Origin of the sequence: Bartonella sp. CL70QHWL, assembly GCF_042194855.1 — a bacterium.
GTDB lineage: Bacteria > Pseudomonadota > Alphaproteobacteria > Rhizobiales > Rhizobiaceae > Bartonella.
The window spans coordinates 1-23,329 of the sequence record NZ_JBHINJ010000019.1; the positions used below are offsets into that span (position 1 = coordinate 1).

At 45.9% G+C, this 23,329-nt stretch carries 35 protein-coding genes; 33 read left to right on the forward strand and 2 right to left on the reverse strand.

The genetic code is table 11. The annotated features are described in order from the left end of the window. Positions 1-547 precede the first annotated feature (547 nt). Positions 548-1,063 (reverse strand): helix-turn-helix domain-containing protein, encoded by a 516-nt coding sequence (locus tag ACFIJZ_RS07990; RefSeq protein WP_375631533.1) that lies wholly within the window; start codon positions 1,061-1,063, stop codon positions 548-550. A 12-nt stretch (positions 1,064-1,075) separates the two neighbouring features. Further along, positions 1,076-1,606 carry a helix-turn-helix transcriptional regulator gene (locus tag ACFIJZ_RS07995; protein ID WP_375631535.1) on the reverse strand — a complete coding sequence of 177 codons (531 nt, stop codon included), beginning with the start codon at positions 1,604-1,606 and terminating at the stop codon, positions 1,076-1,078. 152 nt (positions 1,607-1,758) lie between these two features. Here ACFIJZ_RS07995 and ACFIJZ_RS08000 point away from each other — a divergent pair, with 152 nt between their 5' ends. The 33 genes from ACFIJZ_RS08000 to ACFIJZ_RS08160 all read left to right on the forward strand — a co-directional run. Then, positions 1,759-2,064: a helix-turn-helix transcriptional regulator gene (locus ACFIJZ_RS08000; protein WP_005864619.1), complete on the forward strand. Its 306-nt coding sequence runs from the start codon at positions 1,759-1,761 to the stop codon at positions 2,062-2,064. Between the two features lie 73 nt (positions 2,065-2,137). Beyond that, complete coding sequence (locus ACFIJZ_RS08005; RefSeq protein ID WP_171815235.1) at positions 2,138-2,278, forward strand: hypothetical protein; 141 nt, start codon at positions 2,138-2,140, stop codon at positions 2,276-2,278. Further along, entirely contained in the window at positions 2,262-2,660 is a 399-nt protein-coding gene (locus ACFIJZ_RS08010) for a hypothetical protein (protein ID WP_038474380.1), read from the forward strand. The genes ACFIJZ_RS08005 and ACFIJZ_RS08010 overlap by 17 nt, the downstream gene beginning before the upstream one ends. Beyond that, entirely contained in the window at positions 2,660-3,520 is an 861-nt protein-coding gene (locus ACFIJZ_RS08015; protein WP_375631537.1) for a ParB/RepB/Spo0J family partition protein, read from the forward strand. Before ACFIJZ_RS08010 ends, ACFIJZ_RS08015 begins: the two co-directional genes overlap by 1 nt. After that, the gene (locus tag ACFIJZ_RS08020; protein ID WP_375631539.1) at positions 3,517-3,975 is read left to right on the forward strand and encodes a hypothetical protein; all 459 of its coding nucleotides are present in this window, start codon (positions 3,517-3,519) and stop codon (positions 3,973-3,975) included. Before ACFIJZ_RS08015 ends, ACFIJZ_RS08020 begins: the two co-directional genes overlap by 4 nt. Continuing rightward, positions 3,972-5,954 carry a transposase domain-containing protein gene (locus tag ACFIJZ_RS08025; RefSeq protein ID WP_375631540.1) on the forward strand — a complete coding sequence of 661 codons (1,983 nt, stop codon included), beginning with the start codon at positions 3,972-3,974 and terminating at the stop codon, positions 5,952-5,954. Before ACFIJZ_RS08020 ends, ACFIJZ_RS08025 begins: the two co-directional genes overlap by 4 nt. Positions 5,955-6,300: 346 nt before the next feature. Beyond that, on the forward strand, positions 6,301-7,332 hold the full coding sequence (locus ACFIJZ_RS08030) for an AAA family ATPase (RefSeq protein ID WP_375613740.1): 1,032 nt from the start codon (positions 6,301-6,303) through the stop codon (positions 7,330-7,332). Continuing rightward, on the forward strand, positions 7,329-7,592 hold the full coding sequence (locus ACFIJZ_RS08035) for a hypothetical protein (protein ID WP_273790127.1): 264 nt from the start codon (positions 7,329-7,331) through the stop codon (positions 7,590-7,592). Before ACFIJZ_RS08030 ends, ACFIJZ_RS08035 begins: the two co-directional genes overlap by 4 nt. After that, the gene (locus ACFIJZ_RS08040; RefSeq protein WP_273790126.1) at positions 7,589-7,840 is read left to right on the forward strand and encodes a hypothetical protein; all 252 of its coding nucleotides are present in this window, start codon (positions 7,589-7,591) and stop codon (positions 7,838-7,840) included. The genes ACFIJZ_RS08035 and ACFIJZ_RS08040 overlap by 4 nt, the downstream gene beginning before the upstream one ends. A gap of 14 nt (positions 7,841-7,854) precedes the next feature. Then, a complete protein-coding gene (locus ACFIJZ_RS08045) occupies positions 7,855-8,478 on the forward strand; it encodes a DUF3164 family protein (protein ID WP_375627429.1) in 624 nt (207 codons plus the stop codon). Between the two features lie 10 nt (positions 8,479-8,488). Further along, entirely contained in the window at positions 8,489-9,106 is a 618-nt protein-coding gene (locus ACFIJZ_RS08050; RefSeq protein WP_375631542.1) for a regulatory protein GemA, read from the forward strand. Between the two features lie 6 nt (positions 9,107-9,112). Continuing rightward, positions 9,113-9,520: a helix-turn-helix domain-containing protein gene (locus ACFIJZ_RS08055; RefSeq protein WP_375631544.1), complete on the forward strand. Its 408-nt coding sequence runs from the start codon at positions 9,113-9,115 to the stop codon at positions 9,518-9,520. An 87-nt stretch (positions 9,521-9,607) separates the two neighbouring features. Further along, positions 9,608-10,189, forward strand: coding sequence for a glycoside hydrolase family 19 protein (locus ACFIJZ_RS08060; RefSeq protein WP_375631546.1), 582 nt, complete (start codon positions 9,608-9,610; stop codon positions 10,187-10,189). Beyond that, positions 10,186-10,473: a hypothetical protein gene (locus ACFIJZ_RS08065; RefSeq protein ID WP_375631548.1), complete on the forward strand. Its 288-nt coding sequence runs from the start codon at positions 10,186-10,188 to the stop codon at positions 10,471-10,473. Before ACFIJZ_RS08060 ends, ACFIJZ_RS08065 begins: the two co-directional genes overlap by 4 nt. Continuing rightward, the gene (locus ACFIJZ_RS08070) at positions 10,466-10,804 is read left to right on the forward strand and encodes a hypothetical protein (protein WP_375631549.1); all 339 of its coding nucleotides are present in this window, start codon (positions 10,466-10,468) and stop codon (positions 10,802-10,804) included. Before ACFIJZ_RS08065 ends, ACFIJZ_RS08070 begins: the two co-directional genes overlap by 8 nt. Further along, positions 10,797-11,012, forward strand: coding sequence for a hypothetical protein (locus ACFIJZ_RS08075; protein WP_375631551.1), 216 nt, complete (start codon positions 10,797-10,799; stop codon positions 11,010-11,012). Before ACFIJZ_RS08070 ends, ACFIJZ_RS08075 begins: the two co-directional genes overlap by 8 nt. Then, on the forward strand, positions 11,009-11,323 hold the full coding sequence (locus ACFIJZ_RS08080) for a DUF2730 family protein (protein ID WP_375607966.1): 315 nt from the start codon (positions 11,009-11,011) through the stop codon (positions 11,321-11,323). The genes ACFIJZ_RS08075 and ACFIJZ_RS08080 overlap by 4 nt, the downstream gene beginning before the upstream one ends. After that, positions 11,320-11,676: a hypothetical protein gene (locus tag ACFIJZ_RS08085; protein WP_375612320.1), complete on the forward strand. Its 357-nt coding sequence runs from the start codon at positions 11,320-11,322 to the stop codon at positions 11,674-11,676. Before ACFIJZ_RS08080 ends, ACFIJZ_RS08085 begins: the two co-directional genes overlap by 4 nt. Further along, a complete protein-coding gene (locus ACFIJZ_RS08090; protein ID WP_375631553.1) occupies positions 11,639-12,220 on the forward strand; it encodes a phage protein Gp27 family protein in 582 nt (193 codons plus the stop codon). Before ACFIJZ_RS08085 ends, ACFIJZ_RS08090 begins: the two co-directional genes overlap by 38 nt. Then, positions 12,213-13,853 carry a hypothetical protein gene (locus ACFIJZ_RS08095; protein ID WP_375631554.1) on the forward strand — a complete coding sequence of 547 codons (1,641 nt, stop codon included), beginning with the start codon at positions 12,213-12,215 and terminating at the stop codon, positions 13,851-13,853. The genes ACFIJZ_RS08090 and ACFIJZ_RS08095 overlap by 8 nt, the downstream gene beginning before the upstream one ends. A 12-nt stretch (positions 13,854-13,865) precedes the next feature. Further along, on the forward strand, positions 13,866-15,446 hold the full coding sequence (locus ACFIJZ_RS08100; RefSeq protein WP_375631556.1) for a DUF935 domain-containing protein: 1,581 nt from the start codon (positions 13,866-13,868) through the stop codon (positions 15,444-15,446). Continuing rightward, complete coding sequence (locus ACFIJZ_RS08105) at positions 15,439-16,644, forward strand: phage minor head protein (RefSeq protein WP_375631558.1); 1,206 nt, start codon at positions 15,439-15,441, stop codon at positions 16,642-16,644. Before ACFIJZ_RS08100 ends, ACFIJZ_RS08105 begins: the two co-directional genes overlap by 8 nt. A gap of 433 nt (positions 16,645-17,077) precedes the next feature. Further along, positions 17,078-18,106 (forward strand): phage protease, encoded by a 1,029-nt coding sequence (locus ACFIJZ_RS08110; protein WP_375631560.1) that lies wholly within the window; start codon positions 17,078-17,080, stop codon positions 18,104-18,106. Beyond that, positions 18,103-18,444, forward strand: a complete 342-nt coding sequence (locus ACFIJZ_RS08115) for a hypothetical protein (RefSeq protein WP_375631562.1) — start codon at positions 18,103-18,105, stop codon at positions 18,442-18,444. Before ACFIJZ_RS08110 ends, ACFIJZ_RS08115 begins: the two co-directional genes overlap by 4 nt. A 12-nt stretch (positions 18,445-18,456) precedes the next feature. Beyond that, positions 18,457-19,422, forward strand: coding sequence for a capsid protein (locus tag ACFIJZ_RS08120; protein WP_375613754.1), 966 nt, complete (start codon positions 18,457-18,459; stop codon positions 19,420-19,422). A gap of 15 nt (positions 19,423-19,437) precedes the next feature. Continuing rightward, positions 19,438-19,860, forward strand: coding sequence for a gp436 family protein (locus ACFIJZ_RS08125; RefSeq protein WP_273790112.1), 423 nt, complete (start codon positions 19,438-19,440; stop codon positions 19,858-19,860). 1 nt (position 19,861) lies between these two features. Beyond that, positions 19,862-20,356, forward strand: coding sequence for a phage virion morphogenesis protein (locus ACFIJZ_RS08130; RefSeq protein ID WP_375631564.1), 495 nt, complete (start codon positions 19,862-19,864; stop codon positions 20,354-20,356). Continuing rightward, entirely contained in the window at positions 20,353-20,874 is a 522-nt protein-coding gene (locus ACFIJZ_RS08135; RefSeq protein ID WP_375631565.1) for a hypothetical protein, read from the forward strand. Before ACFIJZ_RS08130 ends, ACFIJZ_RS08135 begins: the two co-directional genes overlap by 4 nt. Continuing rightward, a complete protein-coding gene (locus ACFIJZ_RS08140; RefSeq protein WP_375631567.1) occupies positions 20,871-21,464 on the forward strand; it encodes a baseplate assembly protein in 594 nt (197 codons plus the stop codon). The genes ACFIJZ_RS08135 and ACFIJZ_RS08140 overlap by 4 nt, the downstream gene beginning before the upstream one ends. Before the next feature lie 12 nt (positions 21,465-21,476). Next, positions 21,477-21,677: a hypothetical protein gene (locus ACFIJZ_RS08145; protein ID WP_375631569.1), complete on the forward strand. Its 201-nt coding sequence runs from the start codon at positions 21,477-21,479 to the stop codon at positions 21,675-21,677. Positions 21,678-21,680: 3 nt separating this feature from the next. After that, entirely contained in the window at positions 21,681-22,061 is a 381-nt protein-coding gene (locus tag ACFIJZ_RS08150) for a GPW/gp25 family protein (protein WP_375613760.1), read from the forward strand. After that, positions 22,054-22,935 (forward strand): baseplate J/gp47 family protein, encoded by an 882-nt coding sequence (locus ACFIJZ_RS08155; protein WP_375631571.1) that lies wholly within the window; start codon positions 22,054-22,056, stop codon positions 22,933-22,935. The genes ACFIJZ_RS08150 and ACFIJZ_RS08155 overlap by 8 nt, the downstream gene beginning before the upstream one ends. Continuing rightward, on the forward strand, positions 22,935-23,329 hold a 395-nt coding region (locus ACFIJZ_RS08160), incomplete at its 3' end, for a phage tail protein (protein ID WP_375631573.1). The genes ACFIJZ_RS08155 and ACFIJZ_RS08160, both read left to right, overlap by 1 nt.

Sequence of the window (23,329 nt, forward strand, 5' to 3'; positions counted from 1 at the left end):
ATCCTTTGAGAACATCTTTAAAACTCTTTAAAAAAAATAAATTGGTACAAAACCTAGTGTCAAAATATACAAAACCCGCTGGCAAGCTACACCGCTGTAGTTTGACACTAGGTTTTATACTAAGTGGGAAAAGGTGGGATTAGGTAGGAATACGTGGTAATTTGTTGTTTTTATGTATAAAATTTAGCATTAAATGCGCGTTTTGTCAAAATAGATTTTGACACCTAAAATTGTAAAAAAGAGCGAAAATCAGAAAAAAGTGCGTTTTCATGGTAAAAATGAGAGAAGGCTTTGAAAGGTCTTTGAAAACCCTGTGAAAGCCCAGAAAACCGCCTTTGAAGACCCTGTGAAAAAAATCACTCCAAAAGTTCAATTGACTCCAAAATCAGCCAAAAATAACCAAAAAAGCAAAAAAGATTTCCATATATAAGTGGAAATCTCTAAAAATTGAGTAAAAAGTATTTTTTATCAATAATTTATATAAATTTTTTAATGTAAAAAGATTTCCACTTTCATCTTTCATTTTAGAGAGGCATTAAGCTGTATCTTATGTAGTTTCTGGATGTGCATTTTTAGCCTCTATTTGACGCTTTAAATGCAGTTTTAGAAGAGGTAAAATAAGCTCTACTTCTTCCGTGTCGTTGATGTCTTGAACAAGCTCTTGCAGTTTTCCATAAAGTTCCGCCGCGAGTTCCGCTATATCTTCAGGGGGGAGTTTTATATTTGCATCGCGATAGGTTGTATAAGCTATGCGACCGAGCTTTTTCATGAGACCAGCAGGGATGGTAGGTGGAGATATATTGAAAGACTGAGTTGTCATCATGTTTATGAACATTTCATCTTCACCAGTCAAAAGCCAATTTAGGTTGACCCCAAATTTTTCTCCATATGATGTTAAAACGGTTGCGTCTGGGGTTCTATCACCGCGTTCGTAATTGCCAAGCCCTTGAATACTAATACCAATTTTAAGAGAAAATATATCACGAGATAAGCCTACAAGCTTTCTTACCTCTATGAGGCGTCTTGCTAATGGGGTTTTTGGTTCATTTCTTTGTCGTGTCATATTAAAGAGGCATTAAGCCGTATTTTGTGTAGTTTCTAGATGTACTCTTTCAGCTTCTATTTGACGCTTTAAATGAATTTTAAGAAGAGGGAAAGTCGCTTCTACTTCTTCCATGTCGTTGATGTCTTGAACAAGCTCTTGTAACTTTTTATAAAGCTCTGCCGCTAATTCCGCTATATCTTCAGGGGGGAGTTTTATTTTAGCATCGCGATAAGTTGTATAAGCTATGCGACCAAGCTTTTTCATGAGACCAGCAGGAATGGTGGGTGCTTTAAAACCTGCTGCTTTCGCTTTTGCCATGTCACTAAACATTTCGCCTTCACCAGTGAGAAGCCAATGAAAGTCTACGCCATAAATTTTGTGATAGGCAATTACGATAGATGCTGGTGGCTCATTTACACCGAGCTCATAATTTGCGAGCGTACCTTTCGCTAAATCAAGAGTTTTTGCAAAAGCACCGCGTTCTTCATTTCCAAGCATTTTTCTTATGTCACGTAGGCGTTTTGCCAATGGTGTTTTTGGTTCTGAATCGGGACGTGCCAAAAAAATACCTCATAAATTCATTTTTTATGTTTACAAAACATATAAAATGAATTAACTACATATTACCGCCCGATATTGAGGGCAGATATTTTACAATTAACCCCACAAAAAACGGATGGTTTGAGCATCCGTTTGAAGCAGGAGCGAAGTTTATGACAACCACCCAAACATGCATTCAAGTATGGGATCGCCATAGTATTTTAGCTGAGCTACGCCGCCGTAATATGACCTTGGCGGAGCTCGCGAAAGCTTATCAACTCTCGTCATCCAGTGTTCAACATATCTGGACACGGTCTAACGAGAAAGCCGAACGCGCTATTGCCGATTTTATCGGTTTGCCCGTCGAGCAGGTTTTTAGCGACCGCTACCCCAAAAGTCGCCGTCGCATTTTTAAAGCAGCAAAACATGCCAATACAGATTCGCGTGCGCATTCTGCTTTGCGCGGGAATGCTGCTTGAACTTCGTTACACGGCTTTGCGCTTTTGCGCATTTGCCATGAATTTAAATACCATAAGATAAAAAGGTTTATCAATGTCTAAAGATCAGTACGAAATAGGCAAGATAAATTGCATAGAGTTGCATCATAGAACAGCCGTTTGCATGGGGTGGTTCTGGCGATTAAATGGTGGTCATATTGTTTTTATAGGGGGTGGTTATGGTTGCTGCTTGTAATTTATGGACCCCAGATGTCAGAAACGATATCGTTAATCCTTATTCAGAAGTTGAACGTTTACAGGTGATGCTTTCCTGTTCTTTAAAAGCCGTGAGTAGTGGATTTAAGCATCTGCCGATCCGGTATATTATTGACCCCCCGCATGGCTTATTTGATGCGGCGTTAGCACGGCAGATTGTTATTCATATTTTGCATTATCAGTTTGAGGTGCCACGGCGGCGTATTGTTGCGATACAGGCACGTCAGCGGACTTCTATTTCTCTATCTATGCAAGTGATTAACCGGCGTTTGGAAGAACCTGTATTTGCGAAAGCTTATCGAAGATGGGCGGGGCGTGCGATGGATTTGTTTTTTAAAGAGATCAGAAAGGCGGCGGCGTGATGGCACAGTTTCAAAAGCTTGCTCTTGATGTGATTGTGGTGCCGGAGCGTATACGCCCTGTGGATGATGAGCATGCCAAGGCACTTGCACAATCAATGGCGCGGGAGGGATTGATGAATCCGATTACGGTGCGCCATACCCCCAATGCTAAGGAAGGTAATTACACGCTTATTGCTGGTGCGCATCGGCTTCGTGCTGCTGAGCTTTTAGGCTATAGCGAAATTGATGCGGTTGTGGTGCAGGCTGATAAGGACAATGCTGCGCTTTTAGAAGTGGCAGAGAATTTGTTTCGCAATGAATTGTCTGTTATTGACCGTGCGCTTTTTGTCCAGACTTACCGCGAATTGTGGGAAAAGAAGTATGGGGAGATTAAGGTTGGTGGGGACGGTAGTAATCAACATAAAGTCAAAAAAGAGCAATTCGGTCAAGTTGACCGAATTGCTCATACCGATGAAGAAAGTGATAAGGGAGTTACTTTTTGCTTTGCTAGACATGTGGCAGATCGCATTGGTTTATCTGAAGAGTCAGTGAGACGACTTAATCGTATTTCCAAGTATTTACAGCCAGAATTACGCTCTGTTTTGCGGGGGACGGCATTGGCGGATAATCAAGCGCAATTGTTGAAGTTGGCGAAGATGGAGCCGGTTGCGCAACGGCGTGTGGCAATTGCTTTGCAACAGGTTGAGGGGGATTTACGGCGGGCTGTTGATTTGGTCAATGGGATTAATACGCCGCCGCAAATTAATGAACAAGAGCGGGTTTTTGCTCAGTTATTGGGTGTTTGGCAGAGAGCAGATGCGCAGACAAAGGCGCGGTTTTATGATTATTTGAACAAGCAATCGGGGGAGGTGCTGTCATGAAGAGGCATGGTTGCGGGCAGCTTGATTTTTTCCAAAAGCCGGTTTTTCCTTGTCGTGAACCCGTTGCGCAGATTGATTTAGGGCGGTTTCGCTCACGCATTAAGCGTGCGATGGCGCGGGCTTTGAGAGAATGCCGGCATGAGCGCAGTGTGATTGCGGAGCGTATGGCGCATTATTTAGGGATTGGGTGTTTAAGTAAGGCCAGTTTGGATGCTTATGTGGCAGAAAGTAAGCAGGTGGATATTTCCCTGCCGCGGTTTAAGGCATTTGTGCGGGCGACAGAGGCATTTTGGCTCTGGGATGAGGTGGTGAGTGAAGATGGATTGTTGCTGTTGCAAGGGGATGAGGCGCGGTTAGCAGAAATTGCGCGGTTGCAGCAGGAACAGCGGGAGATTGCAGTGCGATTGAAAGCCATGCGCGCAACGCCGGTTCGCATTAAAAGGGGGCAGCCATGAAGGAATGGTTTACTATTGCCGAATTGGCTGAGGCAGCTTTGCCAGGGTTGCCGAAAACATATAAAAGTCTTGAAAACCACGGACGGGCATATTGGAGAAAAAACTCTGAACTTTCGAGGAAAGTGGGAGGCAAAACCAAGCCGGTTTGGGAGTATCACATTTCTTTATTGCCGGAGGGGGCGCGGGCGGCGTTGTTGGTGCGGTTTGGTGGGGTTTGTGTAGAAGAAAAGACAGAGAAAAGCGATCAAAAGACAAGTATTTGGGTGCGTTATGAGGGGCTTTCCAAGGCGCATAAAAGGCGCTGTGAAGAGCGTTTGAAGGCACTTTGCTTTTGGGAAGATTTACTCCATGCCGGTATGGGTGTGCATGATGCGGCAAGTTTGAGTGCGGTGCAATTTGGTGTGAGCCGGATGTCGCTTTTTAATTGGCGGCAGATGGTGGAGGGGTATGAGCGCCCTGATTGGTTGGCAGCGCTTGCACCTTGTTATGGTGAGGAGAATGTTTCGCAATTTGCGCCGTGTCATGAGGGGGCGTGGGAGGTTTTTTGTTCGGATTATTTGCGCCCCTCTAAACCTGCTTTTTCGGCGTGTTATCGGCGGATGGTTTCGGTTGCACAGGAGCGGGGTTGGCAGCCCATTCCTTCAGAGCGGGCTTTGCGGCGTCGTTTTAAGGCGCAAATTTCCAAAGCGGTTGTGGTTTTAGCGCGTGAGGGAGAAGAAAAGGCAAAAAAGCTTTATCCAGCACAACGGCGTGATCGCTCAAGCTTGCATGCACTGCAAGCTGTGAATATGGATGGACATAAGCTGGATGTTTTTGTGAATGTTCCTTGGACAGAAAAGCCTGTGCGGCTTTATCTGATAGCGATACAAGATCTTTATTCGGGCAAGATTTTATCGTGGCGCTTGTCAGATGCTGAGACTTGGGAAATCGTTCGTTTGGTGATTGGGGACATGGTGGAAGCTTATGGGATACCGGAGCGTATGACCTTGGATAATGGGCGTGCTTTTACCAGCAAGTGGATTTCTGGAGGTGTGCAAAACCGTTTTCGTTTTAAGATTAAGCCGGATGATCCGCAGGGGCTTTTGACGAGTTTGGGTGTGCAATTGCAATGGACCACCCCTTATAGCGGACAGTCTAAACCGATTGAGCGGGCATGGCGTGATCTGGCAGAAGCGATTTCTAAACATCCCTTTTGTGCGGGGGCTTATACGGGCAATAAACCGGATGCCAAGCCTGAAGATTACGGCAAGCGCGCGATAGGATTTGAAGCGTTTAAAGCCCATGTTGGTGCGCAAATTTGTGCACACAATGCGCAAGCAGGGCGCAAAGCGGTTAATTGTGCGGGGCGCAGTTTTGATGAGACCTTTACTGAGAGCTTGCAAGCCGAGGGGACGATTATTCGGCAAGCAACGGCAGCACAACGGGCTTTATGGCTTTTAACCTCTGAGGCATTGCGTGCGCAAAAGGGTACGGGCGAGATCCATTTTTATGGCAATCGTTATTGGGCGCGGGCGTTGAATGAGCATGCGGGGAAAAAAGTGATTGTACGCTTTGATCCGGATCATTTGCATCAAGATTTACGGGTTTATGATTTGAATAATCGGTTGCTTTGTTTGGCACCATGCCTTTGTGATGTAGGTTTTTATGACCAGCAGGCGGCGCGCTTGAATGGGCGTTTGCGTAAAGAATATGTGAAGGCTGTTAAAGCAGAAAAACAGTTGGCAGCAAAGCTTGCGCCTGATCACTTGGCCGATGTTTATGGTCGCCTTGAGAAAAAGGATGAAGTGTTCAAATCGAAGCTTCCGATAAAGCCAAAGGTGAGCCGCTTGATGCCAAACCATGTGGGGAATTTAGCTTTGACAGCAGACGATGATGAGGCTTTGGGGGCTCGAGAATTTAGTCAACACTTGCATAAAGCTTTGAGAAAGCTTTCGGCGTCTGATGAGGGGCGTGAGGTGATCAAGTTTCCCAAGCAATAGAATAAGGAACTAGGAAAAGAGAGGGGGGATTTGTAAGAATTCTCAAAAGGAAGCTGGTTTTGTATCGCGTATCAGCTTGAAGCGTTAACAAAGAAAGGGGGGGAGGAATCTTAATCCTTTAAAAGTCTAATCAATACATGAAGTTTCTAGGTATCTTTGCCTGATCGGGAGAGATGCGTGGAGTTAGCAAGTTCTCTGATGTGTGAGAAAGAGAGGGGATTTGCAAGGTTAGCCGTTTTAGTATCGCGTACGGCTTTTAAATGTTCATTCTAAAGACAAAAGAAAGGGGCGGGTGGGAGCCCTTCCCCTTATCAATAGTCTAAAATCAATACAGAGGGGAATATACATGAAAAACGCGATAAATGCAACGGTCGATAAAAATCCTTGGGCGCGACCTAAAATCCAGCCCAATGGAACAGCACAAAACCGCAACAGTGATGACATTGCTTTATGGAATGAGCTTGTGGATGCGGTGAGAGCTTTGGGACAAATGAATGATTGGTCGAAAGCAGAGGTGGCGCGGCGCATAGGCATGCCGGATGGGACGTTTTCGCAATGGTATGCGGGCAGTTATGCGGGGCAATTGGGTAAGCAAAATGCAAAGGTTCAACAATGGGTTGAGGTTTTAAAGGAAACGGCGGGTTTTTTGGAGAAGATCCCTGAAAAACCAGCCTTTCAGAGGAATCGAATTGCCAGTGAGATTATTGATACTTTAACACTGGCACAAAGTACGGGGGATATGGTGATGATTACGCTTGATGCGGGCAGTGGTAAGACCGAAACCTGCCGCCATTATCGCTCTACCCGCCCGCATGTTTATTTGGTGACAGCCAGCCCGCATACGCGCAGTGTTCACGGTATTTTGAATGATATGGCAGCAGAATTGGAAGTGGTGGAATATAATCCCACCCGCTTAACGCGTGCGATTGGTAAGAAATTAGAGCGCGTGGGCAGTGGCACGTTGTTGATTGTTGATGAAGCGCAAAATTTAACGGATGAGGCGATTAATCAGTTGCGCCACTTTGTTGATATCAATGGTACGGGGTTGGCTTTGGTTGGCAATGATGAAATCTCTGGACGGTTGGTTCATCGTCAAAATGGTCCCTCTTATGCGCAAATTAAAAGCCGATTGGCGATGCATTTGAAACGGCGCAAGCCCTATAGTGAGGATATTGCAGCGCGCATTCATGATTGGGGGATTGAAGATGTTGGTGCGATAAAGTTTTTGACGGGAATTGGTTTGAAAGCTGGTGCTTTGCGGCAAATTGACAAAACCATGATGTTGGCACGCATGGCAGCGCTTGGAGATGGGTGTGAGGTGACCCTGAAACATGTCAAAGCGGCATGGAAAAACCGTGACGTGGAGGAATTGGCATGATCTCTTTATGCGACAAAGAATTATCCGATACGCTTGTTGGTCTTTATGACGATTATCAATGCGGTTTTGATATTGGAGAACAGCTTAAATTGTGTGTTGATTTGGCGTTATTGCTTGAATTGGAGTTGAGTGTTCACCGTTTGGGGGAAGCGGATGCGGTTTTGGAAGGCCAAGTTTCAGAAGTTTTGGCTGAGTGTGAAGGCTCTGATGCGGATGAGAGCAATCGTGTGATTTATATGGATTTTGGAGGAAGCAAATGATGGAACGCAACCCCTATATGGTGAGAGATAGCTTGATTGCTTTGCGCTCTGCCTTGTTAAAACATGAAATGGATGGGATTTTTTTGCATGGACAAGATGTTCGAGAATTGAATGAGTATTTGCGTCGTTTGGCAGGCTATAACCACGTTTTAGGTCATGAGCTTATGCGGTGTCGTTGGCAATTGAAAGCGGGATGTGCGCCTTCTTCAGGGGATGTTGTGCCATTTCGTCGGTTTCAAAAAACATAAGGAGGAAGTTGGTGATGAATCCACAAATTGAACTTGAAGGTACGCGTTATATGAAGGATGCGAAAGGGGCTTTGGTGCCGGTAAACCTGATCCGCCCTGCGGATTTGTTAGAGGATGAAACGGTGCGCAAAATTATGGGTTTTGCGAAAGAATTATCGGCAAGGATTGCACGTTTTAACAACCATACGATTGCGGATTTGAGTGATTTTGATAGCTTGCTTGCGCAAGAATATGGTGTGGAGCGGCGTGGCAAAAAGGGCAATTGTACTTACACAAGCTTTGATGGTTTGCAACGCATTAAGGTGCAGGTACAGGAAAGTGTTGATTTTGGACCGCAATTGCAAATTGCCAAAAGCCTTCTTGATGAATGTTTGAATGAATGGTCTGCGGATGCGCGCCCTGAAATCCGTGCGATTATTACGCGTGCTTTTAATACGGATAAAGAAGGCAAGGTGAATCGGGGGGAGATCTTTATGCTGTTGCGTTTGGATATTGATGATCCACGCTGGAAAGAGGCGATGCGTGCTATTCGTGAGTCATTCCGTGTGACGACATCTAAGGAATATGTGCGTTTTTATGAGCGTGATAGCCTAGAAAGCGCTTGGCGTGCTGTGACCATTGATTTGGCGAAGACATGAGGGGAGGGAGATGTCTTTAGCTGTCCTTCATATGGGAAAACGCGCGTTAGGTCTTGATGATGAGACCTATCGCGCACTGCTCTATCGCTTAACAGGCAAGCAATCGGCGAAAGATTTGAATTTTTCAGAAAAGCACTTGGTTATCGCTGAAATGAAAGCGTTTGGTTTTAAGCCGAATGGGAAGCGTTTAGAGGGTAAATATGCCAAGAAGCTCCAGGCGCTCTGGATTGCTGGGTGGAATCTTGGCATTATTCGTGATCGTTCAGACAAGGCGTTGCTTGCCTTTGTGAAAAGACAGACAGGGATTGATCATATTCGCTTTTTACGCGATAGCGATGATGCATGCAGAGCTATTGAGGCGTTGAAAGGTTGGTTGCAGCGTGAGGGTGGGGTTGACTGGAGAGGAAAAAACCGCGAAGATTTATGGAGGAATAAACCAAGCATTTCCATTTTGTGTGCCCAATGGAAGTGTTTGAATCCCGATGCTATGTTTGAGCTTGGGGCTTTTCATCAAAGTGTTATGGCGTTAAGTGGTAAAGCTTTGGGTGAGATGAGTGGGGGCGACTTTAGAGAAGTGATGAATGTTTGGGGGCGGAAAATCCGTAAAGGTGTTAAAAGCGAGGGGTAAGCATGTATGCAAGAGGAAATCTATAGCGATTTTCCTGCCTTATTGCGTGAAATAGCTGATGTTGCGGGCAGTGAAGCAGCATGGAATATGATGCGGGCTTTTGGTGGACGAGAAGTTTATATACCCGGGCGTCTTGAAAATGCGGATTGGTTGATTGAAATTGTTGGGTTTGAAGAGGCGCAGCAATTGATCAACCATTTTTGTTTTAATGGTTCGGGTATGCGCCTTCTTATCCCCCTTGGCAGAGATGCTGAACGGCGGCAAAAAATGGTGCAAGCGTTGCAAAAAGGCTGGTCGGTGGATACTGCAGCTGCTGTTTCTGGTATGCATGTGCGTACAGCTTATCGCTTGAAGAAGAAAATTTCTTCAAAAGAACCACAAGGTTTATTATTTCCAGAGTTTTATGAGTATTGAGAGTTTTGACTGACAGTGTCAGGCTTATATTGGGGGAGTGAGACCCGATAAACTGCGAATGGATTTTTATTCATTGAGTGGTTTGTTATGGTTTCAATAGATGCCTCTTTTCTTCATCGCCTTGCGCCTAAATTGGCGCATCATGCGCGCCAAGATTTTATTATTGTTGAAATGGCACGCGTGTTGCCTGAAGCTTTGTCTTATGGTGCGATCACGACACCATTGCGTGTTGCGCATTTTTTAAGCCAATGTGCCCATGAGAGTGATGGCTTTTTTACCGTTTGTGAATATGCCTCAGGGCGCGCTTATGAGGGGCGGCGTGATTTAGGCAATGTCAACCCTGGGGATGGGGTGCACTTTAAGGGGCGTGGTTTGATCCAGTTGACGGGGCGCAATAATTATCGTCGTTTTACGAAGTTTTGGCGCTTAGTCGATGAACAAGCGGTTGATTGTGAAGCATTTCCGCAAGAGCTGGAAAAGTTTCCAGCAGCGCTTTGGTCTGCTGTTTGGTTTTGGCAAATGAAAGGCTTGAATAGGCTGGCTGATCAAGATGATTATCTAGGGATTACCAAGGCGATCAATGGGGGCAAGAATGGACTTGTGCAACGTTTGATTTATTTGAACCGCGCCAAAAAGCTTTTGGGACTTGGAGGCGAGGTAAAGGCATGAAACCTTCTTATCGTGGCTCTAGGCTCTATTTATGGTGGTCTTTTTGGTTTGCTTGGGGGGTTATTTTTTTGCTCGTTTCTGGTGGTTTGTGGGGGGCTCCGCATATTGTTGATATGGCGAGCATTTCTATTCCTTCGATGGTGGCGATTATTGTTGGCAATCTGGGGGTGCATCGTGGCTTTGGTTCGTTGGATTTTTCCAATAGGAAGCATTCCCATAAGCGGCATAGCCGCTCCTATGATGGGGTGGAGATAACGAGGTGGGGAGATAAAAGCAATGTTTAGCCCTGTTTCAAAACTGTCTTTTGGTCTGCTTTTTTTGGTCAGTGTGATGTTGGCGGCTTTTGGCTTTATGAAAGCGCAAATTTTAAAGGCGGAAAAGGCGCGTGATTTGTATTGGCAGTTGGAGATTGCCAAGGCTTCAGCACGTGCACTGCTTGTACAAGAGCGACAAAGGCAAGCAGCGTTTGAAGCTGAGCATCAAGCGCAAGGGGTGATTTCGGCTTTGGAACAAAAGCTTGTGAAAATGGAGGAAGTCAATGAGAAGTTGCCGGTTACTGGCGGTGGCATTGGGCTTGAGCGTGTGCGCTTGCTCAACACACAAGCCGGTGGGTAGCCTTTCTTATCATTTTTTATCGGTTGAGTTGCCGCCTGTTGTTCGCATGGCGTGTGCCCGCCCAGCTTTATTGCCAGAGCGTGCTTTGAATGCGCGCGAAGTGGTGCACTATTGGGGACGTGATCGTGCTGCTTTATTGATTTGTGAACAGCGCAGAAAAGCTGCGGAGCTGGCGATTTTAGGCAAAAGAGAGGGGACTTTTAAGTGAATTTGGATATCAGTGTTGCCAATGGCTGGTTGTCTTTATTGTTATCGGTTATTGCGATTTGTGGGGTTTTGAGAGCCTATTTTTCTTCAGGTGCGCGGGAAATGCTGAAAGATATCACGGCGCTTAAAGAGCGTGTGCAAAAGTTAGAAACAGAGATGGACTTTTTGCCTGATCGTGATGCGCTGCAAAGATTGGAAGTGAATATGGAGAAATTGAATGGTCGTCTCAACACGCTTTCTGCACAATTACAACCGGTGGCAGCCATTGGTGAGCGCTTGCAAGAGTTTTTGTTGGAGAATGCCAAGAAATGAAAGCAGATATGGATAAAATCATCCGTGAAGAAGCGCGGTTGATTATTTTAAAAGGGCTTGCTTGTGAGCGCAGCGAAACTTTATCGAGTGCGATGATTGAGCGGCTTTTATACAGTTATGGCATCAGACGCGATCGCGATTTTGTGCATAATGAACTGGCATGGATGGAAGATCAAGGTGCTGTTACTTTAAAATGTGTGGGTTCAGTTTTTCTTGCGGCGTTAACAGAACGGGGAGCGCGTCATTTAGACCGGAGCTTTTCCATTGAGGGGATTAAGCGGCCTAAACGTTCATCAATAAAAGACGAGGTGAAGGATGCGCAAGGTCGGGCGTGGACGTTTAACGGCGATTGATTTATTGCCGCAAGCTTGTGATCAAATTATTGCTGCTGCTGCTGAGGCTTTAAATGGGCGTGAGAAGACACAAATGGCTATTTATGGTGAGTTTAAAGCGGCTTTGAAGGCTTTACGAAAGGAAACGGGTCTCAGCTTTTCTATTCCCTCTTTTTCCAGTTTTAATCGTTATTCTTTGCGGCTAGCCGTGATGTCACGGCGCCTAGAACAGACAAGAGAAATTGCCGCAAGCCTCTCCAAGCGCTTTGATGCTAAAGCTTCTGATAATATCACTCTTTTGACGGCAGCAGCGATTAAGGAGTTGATTTTTTCAACGTTGAGCAGTGGGAAAAACCTTTCGCCAAAGGCAGCACAAGAATTGGCCAATGCGCTTAAAGGCGTGTTGGCGGCTGAACATTTGTCGACCACCAGACGGCAAAGATTAGAGAAGGATTTTACCAGCAAAGCAAGCAAAGCGGTTGACGCAGCAGCAGCAGCGGCGGGGCTCTCAGAAGAAACAGCGCGAGCTATTCGTGCGCAGGTGTTGGGGGTAAAACATGGCTGAAGGGCAAAATTTTTCTGAACAGATTGCTTTTAAAAGTCATGGCTGTGAACATCAGAATACCTATGACATTTGGCAGAGAAGTACTTTTCCCAAAGAGAGTGATCCCTTAGCGGAAGGCGTTTTGATGGCGCATCAACGGGCATGGATAGAAGATAAGTCCCCATTAAAATTGGTTGAAAAGGGGCGGCGGACCGGCATTACTTTTGCGGAAGCTTTGGATGATACCCTTATTGCGGCAGCAACGCTTAAGGCTGGTGGCGATAATGTTTTTTATATTGGAGACACCAAAGAAAAGGGACGTGAATTTATTGGTTATGTGAGCAATTTTGCAAGGGCAATCACTCGTAATAGTGGGGATGTGGAGGAATTTTTATTCTCTGATCAAAGGGCGGATGGTTCAACGAAATATATCTCTGCTTATCGGGTGCGTTTTGCTTCGGGGTTTCGGGTTGAGGCGCTTTCTAGCCGCCCTGAAAACATTCGGGGGTTACAGGGCATTGTAGTGATTGACGAGGCGGCTTTTCATCAAGATGTGCGCTCTGTTTTGGATGCAGTCAATGCTTTGCTCATTTGGGGAGGAAAAATCCGTGTGATCTCCACCCATAATGGTGTGCTCAATCCTTTCAATGAACTGATCCGTGAGGCGCGAGCAGGAAAAGTGCCTTTTTCGGTGCATTGTTACCCCTTTGGTGTCGCTGTTAAAAATGGCTTGTTTAAACGAGTTTGTGCCATGAAGGGGGAGGTGTGGAGTTTAGCGTCTGAGCAACAATGGGAAGATCAAATTCGCGCGTCTTATGGGGTGCGTTTGGCTGCTATGCGCCAAGAATTAGATGCCATACCAGCCGATCAAGAAGGGGCTGCTTTAACACGCTTACAGATTGAAAATTGTTGTGCGCCAGATATTGCGGTGTTGCGTTTTGCTTGTGTGGATAATTTTAAAAATCAATCGGATTATCAACGAAGTCAAACTGCTTTTGCTTGGTGTGAGAAACATATAAAACCTCTTCATATTGGGCTTGACCGGCGGCGCCAACATGTTTTTGGTGTTGATTTTGCGCGGAGTGGCGATGCGACATCGATTGTGGTGATGGAGGTGGGACAAGATTTGGTGCGCCGTGTACGGTTTATGGTGGAATTGCGCAATACGCCGTTTGATCAACAAAGAGAGATTTTATTTTATGGGGTGAATGGTTTGCCGCGTTTGATGGGCGGCGCGTTAGATGCGCGGGGCAATGGGGCTTATTTAGCTGAAAAAGCGGCGCAGCGTTATGGAGCTCTTGTGAAGGAAGTGCCCTTGTCACAAAGTTGGTATGGCAAGGAAATGCCGGCTTATTTAGAAGCTTTTGGGGATGGGACGATTGTTTTGCCGCGCGATAGTGACATTGTTGCCGATCATCAAGCGCTTGCTTATGTCAATGGCATTGTGAAAATTCCAGACAATCATCGTTTTAAAGGCAGTGATGGTTTTATGCGCCATGGTGATAGCGCGATTGCTTGCGCTTTGGCTTATTTTGCTAGCCGCCAAACTCCTGAAATTTATGATTATACACCTGTGAGAGAGGCTTATCGTTTTGATGAAAGCTCGCTCTTTTCAACGCCTTTTTTTTCAACAATGCGATCAAAGATTTATTGATGGGATGATGAGATGGTAAAACTTTTAGATCAGTGGGGTAGGGCGCTTAATATCAAAGGGTTGGAGCGAGAAGTTGCAAGCCCTACCGTTGGCGGTGTTCGTGATGTATGGTCACAAACCATTGTCAGTGGTCTGACCCCTGCGCAACTTGCTGATATTTTGCAACAGGCAGCACGGGGGCATCCAGAGCAGTTTTTTCAACTTGCCGATGATATGGAAGAGCGTGATTTGCATTATCGTGCTGTGCTTGGCATGCGTAAAAATGCTCTCACAGGGGTGGAGCCTGGAGTGATTGCCGCAAGCAACAGTGCACAGGACAAAAAGATAGCAGATGCGGTGCGGGAAGTGATTAGTGCGCCTACCTTTGTTGATGATTATGTCACGGATTTGTTAGATGCTTTGGGAAAAGGCTATGCGGTTGTTGAAACTTTGTGGGACAAGAGTGCCAAGGAATGGTGGCCGGTTGCTTGGAAATGGCGTGACCAGCGGTTTTTTCAATTGGATCGACGGGATGGTTTTCATTTGCGTTTAAAAGAAGAGGGGTCTTTTAATGGAAGTGAATTGCCTGCTTATAAATTTTCTATTCACAGACCCAAGTTGAAAAGCGGTTTGCCTATTCGTTCTGGGCTTGCGCGGCTTGCAGCTTGGGCTTTTTTGTTTAAATCTTATACCTTAAAAGATTGGATGGCATTTTTAGAAGTTTATGGCATGCCTTTGCGTGTGGGTAAATATGGGGCAAGCTCTTCTCATGAGGAGCGACGGGTTCTCATTCAAGCGGTGCGTGATTTATCCAGTGATGCGGCAGCGATTATTCCCAAAGAAATGGAGATTGAATTTATTGAAGCGGCAGGGGGCAGTGGCAATGCGGTGTTTGCTTCTAAGGCGGAATATTTAGATCGACAAATTTCTAAAGGTGTGTTGGGGCAAACCATGACGACGGATGATGGTGCGTCTTTTTCGCAAGCGCGCATTCATGAAAATGTGCGCCATGATATTGCCAGAGCTGATGCACGCCAATTAGCTTTAACGGCTAATCGTGATTTAATTGTGCCCTTTGTTGAGATTAATTTTGGGCGCCAAGAGCGCGCTCCCCTTGTCTATTGGCCGATTTCGGAAAATGAAGACATTAAAGCGATTAGTGATGCGCTGGAAAAACTTGTGCCTTTAGGTTTGCGTGTTGGGGCGCAAGAAGTGCGCAATAAGATTGGTTTTTCGCAACCAAAAAAGGAAGAGGATGTTTTAAAGGCTCCTGATAATGCGCTTGATGATGAGAGGGGAGAAAAGGCTCATGTTTGTGCTGATTGTGGAGGTGTTTTTGATGTTTCTGTGACAAGAGAGAGCAAGGGTGCAAAAGAGAAGGGTGGGAAACATCACGACGAATTGGACCGGCTTTCACAAGAAGCTTTAAGCGACTGGGAAGAGGACTTAGAACCCCTTTTAGAGCCTTTTAAAAAGCTTGTGAGAGAAGCAAAAAGTTATGAGGATATCCTAAAAGGCTTAGATGAATTGCTAGGTGAGATGGATCATCACGCATTAGCAGCGCGCTTGGCAAAAGTACAAATGATTGCACGTGGGCTTGGGTATCATGGATGAGGAACTTTTTAAAACCGCCCCTAAAGAGGTCACCCGTTATTTTGAAGCCAAGGCACTTGTTCCAAGCTTTGATTGGCGTGATATAGCACCAGAAGAACATGCCTTTTCCTTTACGGTGGCAAAATCGCTAGGCTATGATATTTTGGAGGATTTTAAGCGAGCGGTTGGAGAAGCCATAAAGCATCAAGTTCCTTTTCAAGAGTTTCAAAAAAATTTGATGCCGATTTTACAGGAAAAGGGTTGGTGGGGTAAAAAGACTGCCATTGACCCCAAAACTGGTGAAAAGAGCGTGGTACAATTGGGCAGCCCACGGCGTTTAGAAACGGTCTATTGGGCCAATACCATGAGTGCGCATGCGGCAGGTGAGTGGGAGCGCACACAAAATAATAAAGAATTTTTGCCCTATCTCACCTATGCTTTGTCAAGTTCAGAACATAAGCGTTTAGAACATGAAAGTTGGGTGGGGTTTACCGCACCCGTTGATGATCCGGTTTGGGATTGGCTTTATCCGCCCAATGGTTGGCGGTGTAAATGCAGTGTGCGACAGGTAAGCCGTTATGAAGCAGAAGATTTAGGCTATGAAGAGGGGGCAGAGCCACTTCATGTTGAAAAGCAGGTTTGGCACAATAAACGAACGGGGAAAGTTGAGAAGATACCAAAGGGGATTGATCCTGGTTGGCATTTGAACCCTGGGAAACATCGGGCGCAAAATTTAAGCAATTTTTTGAGTGATAAAATTTCCGTGATGGGGGACAATGACAAACGCATTGCCATTGAAGATATTGTGGGTTCACCACTTTTGGCAGCCATGTTTGAAGGACGGATGCCTCGCGGGTTTATACCCATTGCACCGATACCACAAAAGGTGGGTGATGTTTTTGCAGCGGAAAATTCTCTTATTCGCTTATCCGCAGACAGTGTGAAACATATTTTGTTAGAGCATCAAGCGCGAGCGCTTCACTTGGAGGATTTTCGAGGCGCCATTCAAACACTCATTCGCCCCCATGGAATTATCAGGCGAAAAGGTGTACCGAGCGTTGTGTTTTTGGGTGAAAATGATGGGGTATGGTGGCGCTTAGCGGTTAAATTTGTGGCAAGCAAACAAGAATGGTGGTTGACCTCCATGCATAAAAAAAGCTCTAGAGAAATTGGACGCTTATTGGATGCGGCTGAAAAAAAGGGCGAGAGGTTGTTGTAAAGAGAACAACAGGAAGAAAGTCTTGTGTTCTTAACGGAAAAGAGGCGAGGAAAAAGAGAAGGCGTGGAGGGCGGTCAACTCCTCGCAGATCCGGTAAAACCGTCCTGGTATAACTGGCTCACGCCTCGTGGATAGAAGTAACAGTTTAAAAGTTTAAAAGCAATCTTAAAAAAAACGGCTTGAGAGAGGCTTTTTTTGTATAAGGCGATAAATTGTACCTCTCACTTCACAACGGCGCTCTATCGTCTTTGAAGTGCCTTTGAAAACGATTTTATGGGATGGTTTGGCACGGGGGTTTCTCTCACAAGGAGAAGAATAGGGAAAAGAGTGCTTTTTTGAGAAATGCTCTTTTGACTGACAGTGTCAGACTTATGGTGGGAGTAAGTTTCATGCATTGTATTGCCAATGACAATTGTAAAGCAATAGGCAATGTATGGAACAGGAATTTCACGAAGATCAAAAAGATGGGGATGCAGAAACATTTCATGCTGCGTTAATAGATCTCTGTCCAGACGTTTTATGCCAAGACATTTCATGTGAAGACGCCACCGTTAGCCAAGCGCCTGAATGGGTAGAGCTTTTGCCCAAAGCGCCCCATGTGAAGGCACGTGATGGACGACAATGGCATTATAACCCGCAAACTATTTTAAAAGCCTTTGCAGCCAATAAAGGACCGCTTGTGATTGATTATGAGCATGGGCAACATCACCGTGCGAGAAATGGTTTAGAAGCACCTGCCAGTGGCTGGATTGAAGAATTAGCAGAGCGGGATGGTGCGATTTGGGGGCGTGTTAAATGGACCGATATGGCTACCAAAAAGATTGTTGCCCGAGAATATCGCTATCTTTCGCCTGAGTTTCGCCATTCCAAGAAAGGTGAAATTTTGAATTTAGCAGGTGCTGGTTTGGTGAACCGTCCAGCCCTTGTCATGACGGCTTTAAGCCGTGAACAGCCTTCCCCTATAACTTTGACGGAGAAAATGATGGATTTGACAGCCATTGCCAGTGCACTATCGCTGGCAGAAGATGCTAAAGCGGATGAGGTTTTAGCAACGCTTAAAGCGCGCGAAAAGGAACGCGTGGAATTAAATGCCCAATTAACAAAAGCGCGAGAAGATTTAGCGCTTTTGCAAGAAGAGCAAAAAAACAGTGCCATTGAGAGTCTTTTAGATAAGACCATTGAAGAGGGCAAGATTTTGCCGGCTGCTCGCGAGGAATATCGTGCGCTCTGTAGCCTTGAAGGGGGGATGGAGCATTTTAAAAGTTTGGTCGAGAAGTTGCCGGCGCTTGCCTCAACAAGCCCTTTAGAAGTGTGTGCCTTAGCGCAAGAACCAAAGCTTGCTCCAGAAGAGGTTGCCCTTGCGGCACGCCATTATCAGGAAGAGCAGAAGCAAAAAGGCTTCGACATCACCATTAGCCAAGCGGTTGAGTATATTAGCGAGCAAAAGGAGCGCCCATTATGAGTACGATGATTTTGATTAAATCTTTTCGCGCTGGAGATGTGATTTCACCTTATTGCATTGTTGCAGCGCGCGGTGACGGAATGGTGGCAACGGCTTCTGGTAAGGGTGATAAATTATTAGGGACTGCTGGGTCATTGATTGCAAAGGCTGGTGAGATGATTGATGTTGGCCAATGTGGTTGGGGCGAAGTGGTTTGTGGAGGCAATGTTTCCTTTGGTGATTTTTTGACCTCTGACCCCAAAGGACACGCCATTAAAGCGGAAGCCGCAGATCGCACCATTGGTATTGCCATGAGTGATGGTTCTGCTGGTGATGTTATTTCTTTTAAAATTAATTAATCGAGGCATAAAATGAACAGACCTTTTCCCATTGATCCAACACTCACCGCTATTGCTATTGGTTATCGCAATCCAGCAGGTTCTCTTATTGGCGATAGAGTTTTGCCACGCGTTTGTGTTTTAAGTGAGGTGTTTAAATATAGTGAATTTCCTTTAGCAGAAAATTTTACCGTGCCTGAACTTGAGGTTGGGCGAAAAGGGCGCCCGAATGTGGTGGAATTTTCTGCCTTTGAACGGGAAGCCAGTGTCAAAGATTACGGACTTGATGATCTCATCCCCAATTCAGATATTGAAGCAGCGGCACGCGCACGGGCAGAAAAGCGCTCTCGTTATAACCCCGAAAAGACAGCTGTAGAGGGACTTGCCAATTTGCTAGAATTGGGGCGTGAAGTGCGTGTTGCAGCTCTTGTGCAAAGAAGTGAAAATTACGCACCAGAGCGGGTGATTACGCTTAAGGGTGAAAATAAATTTAGCGATTATGAGAAATCTGACCCTTATGCCACTTTAGATGAGGCGATGGATAAAAGTCTCGTCTATACGCCCAACACCATTGTGATGGGCAAAGTTGTTTGGTCAAAACTCAAACGTCATCCCAAAATCATTAAAGCCGTTAAAGGGGGTGGCACTGCTGATGGTTTTGTCACCAAGGCGCAATTTGCTGATCTGATGGAAATACACCCCGATCGTTTACTCATTGGTGAATCGCAAGTGAATTTGGCACGTAAAGGGCGTTCGGCACAATTGGCACGCGTGTGGGGCAATAAGATTGCACTGCTTTATATTGACCCTACCAAACAACAGGCAGATGGTTCGGTGATCAGTTGGGGCTTTAGCGCCCAGTTGGGCGAGCGTTTGTCTGGAGTGATCCAAGATCCAGATATCGGCTTGTCGGGTGGTAAACGGGTGCGTGTGGGGGAACGTGTGTGTGAATTGGTTGCCGCAAAAGATGCCGGTGTTTTGTTGCAAGAAGTTGTCTAAGGGAAACTTTTAAACATGGCTTATGCAAGCAAAACATTGATTGAAGAGCTCTGGGGTGATGACTTCTTGGATGATTTGTGTGGGATGGATGAGAACTCTGATCCAGTTTTTTCAGAGCAAGCCATTGCCCGCGCGCTCGAACAGGCAAGTGGTGAGATTGATGTGCATTTGTCTCATCGCTACTGCGTCCCCATTGCTGGACAGCCGGCGGCTCTGGGTATGATCTGTGTCAATATTGCTGTTTATAATTTAGCCATACGCCATACGGCGCTGACCACGACCATTGAAGATCGTTACAAACAGGCGGTTGATTTGCTGAAACGTATTGCCGAAGGCAAAGCGGGTTTAGGCATAGATGAACCTAAAATTATGAGCGAAGATGGACCGGTTCGTGATGGGGCTTTTTTTCATGCCAAGCCGCGTTTGATGGGAAGGTAACATGTCTGTTGCAACCCATATTGAGATTAAAGAGACAGGGCTTGAAGCGGCTTTATCCTTTTTGCAAAAGGGCGCTGATAGCTCGATGGGGACTTTGGCACAAGGGGTTGGGCGTCTCATCCAAGAAAGCACAAGGCGGCGGATTCAAAGCGAAAAAAATTCTGCCCAAGGAGAGAAGTGGAAAAACAATTATGCCCGCACCTCCATTCTTTATGCCAGTGGGGCGCTTTCACGCTCCATTGATATGAAAGCTTCACCAGAACAGGTGATTGTGGGCTCTGGGTTGGTTTATGCGCGGATTCATCAATTAGGTGGGGTTATTCGCCCGAAAAATGGCAAGACACTGCGCTTTTTTCTTAAAAGCGGTAATGCACACCGCTTTGTTTGTGTGCATCAAGTGACTATGCCGGCACGCCCTTATTTGGGGCTTTCAGAGCACAATAAAGTGGAAATTGTCAAAGCGACAGAAGACTGGCTGGAAAGGGTCTTTTCATGAACCAAACGATCACACAAGCAGGGCGCATTAATCAGTTTCGTGAAGCGGTGATAAGGAGCCTTAAAGGCGCTTTGCCGGATGTGCGTGATTGCGGCTGTCAATTTGGACGTTTTAATTTAGAAGAACTTGAAACACAGATGCTGGTGGCTCCAGCAATACGGGTTGCGGTGTTAGAAAGCCGTTTGAATCCTGTAGCAAGTGGACAGATGAGTGCGGATCTTCATTTAGGGGCTTTTATTATTACCACTGGTAAAGAGCGTGATGTTTCCAGTTGGCTTTTAGCAGAAGCCATTGCGGTTTTATGCCATAGCGGGCAATTGTGGGGGCTAACGCATTTGAGTGCCCCGCGTGATGTCCAGATTGAACCGATTATTTCCGCGGCGATTAAGCAGCGTGGTGTATCGATAAGCGTGGTGGAATGGCACCAAGATTTGCATCAGTTGGGACAGGATATTTTTTGTGATGAAGGACAACTCAAAAGTGGTTTGATTTCATGTGATGATGAGGTGTTGCCATGAATGATGCGCATTTGTTGAGTGACACCTTGCGACAAATAATGAAGCGTCTTGATGCGCTTGAACGCTGTCTTGCCAACCAGCACATGATTGGGCGGGTTGTGCAAGTTGATGGCCATAGGGTGCGGGTGAAACTTTCCGAACAGGGTTCTAATGGACAAGCAGTTTTATCGCCTTGGCTACAAGCGCAAGAAGCTTCTGGCGCTCTCTCAAGCAATATGCCCCTCCATGTTGGTGATCCGGTGCGGTTATTAAATCCCCATGGCGAAATTGGTTCTGCCTCTCTGGTGGTGCGCGATAGTTATAGTGAGGATGCACCTAATCCCGCACGCTCTTTCCAAGAGTTGGCGCTCTGTTATGCCGGTGGCGCTTTGCGAATGACAAAAGATGAACTTATTCTCTCCCATGGGGAAAACCAAATCCATTTGAGTGAAAAAGGTTTGGTGCTTTCTCATCAAGCAACCCGTGTTGAATTAACGGGTAGTGTGCGGATTCAAGCAGAAGATTTGCAGCATAATCAAAAATCTGTTGGCGCAAGCCACAAACACGGTGGGGTCAAAATGGGTCCCTCCACAACCTCTTCCCCTCTTTAAAGGAGTTTTATCATGCGTGAGAACATTTATGTTATTTTAACCAATGCCGATTTTGTTGCAGGCAAGCGTTCACTGGGCAAAGGTGAAGAAATTTGTTTAAGTGAGGAAGAGGCTAAATATCCGTTGCTGCTTGGTCAGATCGCTGAAAAACCAGCCCCTGTTGTTGCGGCGGCCCCAACTGTTTCTACCACAAAGACAAGTAAAGGAGCTTAAAGCATGCGGTGCGGGATGAGCGAAAAGGATGGCTCTCTTTTATATGGCTTTGCGCATTGTCAACAGTCACTTCGTAAATGTCTGACGACAAGAATTGGGACACGGGTTTTGCGTCGTCATTATGGATGTGATGTTGGAGCATTCCAAGATGCCAATGCTGATCCTGCGACGATGATGCAGCTTTATCAAGCAATTGTTGAAGCACTCGATGATCCAGAGTGTGGAGAGCCTGGGTTCTCGTTGCAGAGGATTGATCTGACAAAAGCAACGCGTGAAGGCACGTTCCATTTTGTTTTAACGGGTGTTTTTTATCCCAATGGGCATTTGGGGGATTGGTCACACCAAGAGCCAATGAGCATCAATTTAGAGGTTGGTGATGACTGAGTTTGAACCTTTATCCTTTTCACAGATTCCCCCTCCACAACTCCCTCTGCCACAAATTATTGAAGAGCTTTCTGTTGAAGCAATTTTAGAGCAAAAGATCACGCGTTTGACTGAGCTTTTTGCAGCGCATCATATTCCTTATAATGTGGAAAAGACGGCTTATGATCCCGTGGTCATTCAATTGCAAGCGGCGGCTTATGAAGAGTTGCTATTGCGCCAGCGAATTAATGAAGTAGCGCGGGATAATTTACTCACATTTGCCCATGGAACAAGTTTAGATCATTTGGGGGATTTTCATGGGGTCACGCGCCTTTTGGATGAAGATGATGAGCGTTTGCGCCGCCGCATTCGTTTGAATAGACAAGGACATTCCACAGGTGGCACAGCGCCACGTTACCAATATTTTGCCCTCTCAAGCGATATCCATGTCAAAGATGCTTTTGTTTATCGTGAGGGTAAAAGTCCGCTTATTCATGTTGCGCTTTTTAGTGACGCTCCTTCAGGGGTGGCTGATGAGGCTTTAATTGCAAAGGTGCAAGCAGCCCTTGATGCCCCCCATGTTAAAATGACCAATGACCACATCCTTGTGAAAAGCGCGGTACAGCGGATGATCAATGTTTCTGCTGATTTTTGGTTGTTACCGGATGAAGGCTCCTTTGTTTTGGAAAGAGCGGAGCAGAAATTAAGAGCAGAATGGGCGCGTGCGCAAAGGCTTGGGCGTGATTTGTCTTTAAGTTGGATACTAAGCCGCTTGATGGTTGAGGGCGTTCACCATGTGAACATAACGCAACCTTTTGAGGATATTTTGGTCGCACCTGATGAAGCAGTCGCACTAGGGGATATTGTTTTGTTTGAACGGGGGCGTGCTTATTGATGCTTTCCTCACTTTTGCCCCCGAATTCGAGCTTGTTTGAACGTTGTCTTGCTGACGCAATGGCTTTCGACCCTCACGTTAAAACGGCACTCGAAGAAATACCTCGCGCGAAATTTATCACGCGTCCGCCTTCTTGGTTGCCCTTTTTAATAGACGAATATGGCTTACAAGAATTAAACCCTTATTTCTCTAACCTTTATGATTTAATTGATCAGGGTCTTGCATGGCAAAATATTCGCGGCTCCCTTGCGGCAATAGAGATGGGGCTTGAATGGCTAGGGATTTCGGCACGCTTTCAACCCGCCTGGACGGGGCGAGCATGGTGGAATTCCTTTCAACTTGATTTTGATCAGTTGCCTGAACGCAAAAGCCTTGAAGCCATTGAAGCGATTAC